The sequence below is a fragment of the Haloferax sp. s1 genome (assembly GCF_058382125.1).
In genome coordinates this window covers 1-2,732 of the sequence record NZ_JBZRPK010000291.1, presented here as the reverse complement: position 1 = coordinate 2,732, position 2,732 = coordinate 1, and the positions used below count along the sequence as shown (strand labels likewise).

The following is a 2,732-nucleotide window of genomic DNA, read 5'->3' as shown; positions in this document are numbered from 1 at the left end:
GGGCCAGTGACCGGTTTCCAGTTCGTATCGGTCCCACGCTCGCTGGTCACAGAGTTGCCGAATCGCCTCCAAAACCCCATCGTCTATCCCGTTACGTAGACAGAGGATGTACGTGTGCGGGACAGCCGCTGTGTCCGGGTTCTCGGCAGCCACTGCCTGTTCGAACGTGTGCAACGGATGTGGGACTGCCTTTTCCCGCATCCACTGTGCGTCCTCGTCCGAGATGCCGACCCACCCCGGGTGGTCGTCCGGCATCGGCCAGCCGCCGTCGTTGTCCGCCGCGGCCGCTTCCATCGCTGCCAACTCCTCCGGTGGATAGAAGTCGGCTGCCGCCACGGGCTCGTCGTCCATCGGGACCAGCGCGTCGAGATAGACGACGTGTGCGAGTCGCTCGGGGACCTCCTCCGCCACACCCAGAACCACCAGTCCAGCGTAGCTGTGGCCGACCAGAACGACATCCTCGAGGTCCTCGTATTCGAGGACGTTTACGATGTCGCGAATGTGCGTCTGGAGATCGATACCCGGGCGAGCGAGATGTGTTCGCTCTCCGAGGCCTGTTAGCGTCGGGGTGTACACCTCGTGGCCCTCGTCAGTGAGCAACGGCGTGAGATGTTTCCAGCACCAACCGCCCAGCCACGCACCGGGAACCAGAACGAACGTTACCACAGTCTTTCCCTCGGTATCTCCGAGTCTTGGACCAGATCAGAACGGGTCTCGTGTTCGATCCCTATGTCCGGTGTTGAATTCAGGTTTGGGTCGTGATTGGTCGCCGCTATGCCGACGAACCGACCATCTTTGGACATTGTCATCCCCTTCCAGTTGAGCAGCTGACTTGAAGTAGGTGTGCCAAGTGCAGTGAAAGTAAAGTGCCTGTTTTTGAGCTCAGACGGGACTCCGCTAACCCTCCATTTGAGCACTCTCAAAAGTCTGCATCGTCGTGCATCGCTGTCCAGGAGAGGAAGAACGGATGAAAAGGCCCGGCCATCAATATCAGCTACCCACGATGTGAAAAAGCCACAGAACGTAAGAGATCCTATGTGCAACCGATTTTCTGACTCTCACTGGACAGCGGTTGCCAGTAGTACGGTTATCCTCTTCGTCGCGTCGGTTCTGCCATCACCGCTCAAGCGTCACCCAGGTTGGAAATGGATAGGACCGGACAAAGTCATGCATCTCGTCGGACACGCGGGCTATGCGGTGCTGATTGCGGATGCATTCCGCGCGGACCGCTGTACCGACCGGGGAGCCGCCGTCCTCGCGGTGTGCATCTCGACCACCCATAGCCTCGTGACCGGCCGAGCACAGAACTGGGTTCCCGGACGGGAGTTCGAATTCGCGGATGTCGTTGCGAGTCTGCTCGGTGCGCTCTTCGCTGTGTTTGGCTGGTACGTCGTGAGGGAGCGCCCGTTGCAATAGCCCCCTGAGACCTAGTCCACGGTTCGGAATAGTGCGAATATAGCGGTCTTGGACGTGGTGTCCTGCTACCCACTCCCGTCCGTGGACTCAAGCACAGTCGGGTCGTACTGAGACTCGTGTCCGACAGAACGAGTGGCACGAGCGGAGGGAAAGAGCGGTGGCACGGTGTAACAGCCTCTGCCCTGCTGTTGCTCGTCGGTTCTCTCATTCCACTGCCGCCCCGACATAACCCAGATTTCGGAGCGTACGGGCCCGATAAGCTCCTGCATCTACTCGGTCACGCCGGGTTTGCAGCCGCACTCGTAGCCGCATTCGACGATACCGAACCGCCGTTTCGTGGTGCCCTGACTGCTGTCGTCGTGTCGACCGCCTATGGAGTCGGAACCGAGCTGCTTCAGGAAGTGATTCCGGGGAGAGAATTCGAACGAGGGGACGTTATGGCAAGTCTCGTCGGGTCGATTATCGGCGCATTCGGTTGGCTACTACTTCGCACTCGGAAATCAGCTGCGTGACCAACTTCGGAGGTCGTCGGATGGGCAATCGATGTCCCTTACTACGCGTGTTCGTGAGCAGGGACCTCCCCAGAACGAGAGCCGTACATGAGGTACGCTTGAATCGCAAACACAACGGTAAACCCGGCGTTCAACCACGTGGTGTAGCCACGGGGTGCTGTCCCTCCGGCCTGACCCTGCGGCGGAATAAGCCCCAGACTACCCCAGAGGAAGTGGATAATAACACCGACGATAACCGCGGTGACGAATATCGAAACGAAGAGCACGCCCGCGAGTCGCAAGCCGTAGTATCGTCGGTAGGCATCGTCGATGGTCGGCACGATGAGGTCGGCAAAGATGAACGACATGACGCCTCCGAAGGCAATACCATTGTTCCAGAGAATGACCGCGAAGGGGACGTTCCCGACGGAACAGACGAACGTGATGATGCCGACAATCACGCCGATGACCGCGCTCGCAGCTACCCATCCGAGAGTACCCTCAGCCCCGATTCCAAACAGGGTCGTCCACCACGCTCGGGGGACGAACGCACCAATCAGGCCAGCGACGAGAAACCCCGCAGCAATGTCTTTCCAGAGCATCTGCCACTCTCCAATCGCGTTTCGTGAAGCCTCTTTCCAGCCGCCAATGGTCAGTAGTCGCTCCGTCCACGTGCGTTCCTCTTGGTTCTGATACCGACGTTTGCACGCTTCGGAACAGAAGTACTCCGTGCCACCATCTCGTTCGAGCGTGACGACATCCGTATCCGTGGGGTCGATTCCCATTCCACAGGTAGGGTCACGGACACCCTCCTGAGTCTGTAAG

4 protein-coding genes are annotated in these 2,732 nt (G+C 59.1%); 2 read left to right on the top strand and 2 right to left on the bottom strand.

What is annotated here, in order from left to right:
• A partial coding sequence (locus QT222_RS03055; protein WP_491476266.1) for an alpha/beta fold hydrolase occupies window positions 1-666 on the bottom strand: 666 nt, incomplete at its 3' end.
• 501 nt (window positions 667-1,167) lie between these two features.
• On the opposite strand from QT222_RS03055, the gene QT222_RS03050 reads away from it, so the two are divergent.
• On the top strand, window positions 1,168-1,416 hold the full coding sequence (locus QT222_RS03050; protein WP_491476265.1) for a VanZ family protein: 249 nt from the start codon (window positions 1,168-1,170) through the stop codon (window positions 1,414-1,416).
• A 116-nt stretch (window positions 1,417-1,532) separates the two neighbouring features.
• Complete coding sequence (locus QT222_RS03045; RefSeq protein WP_014732687.1) at window positions 1,533-1,928, top strand: VanZ family protein; 396 nt, start codon at window positions 1,533-1,535, stop codon at window positions 1,926-1,928.
• A gap of 41 nt (window positions 1,929-1,969) precedes the next feature.
• Here the strand turns inward: QT222_RS03045 and QT222_RS03040 are convergent.
• Window positions 1,970-2,732, bottom strand: a 763-nt coding sequence (locus QT222_RS03040; RefSeq protein ID WP_491476264.1) for a permease, incomplete at its 5' end; no start/stop codon positions are given.

Bases quoted from the DNA above. Each gene is read 5' to 3' on its own strand.
- QT222_RS03050 (WP_491476265.1), top strand. From the start codon at position 1,168: ATGCATCTCGTCGGACACGCGGGCTATGCGGTGCTGATTGCGGATGCA.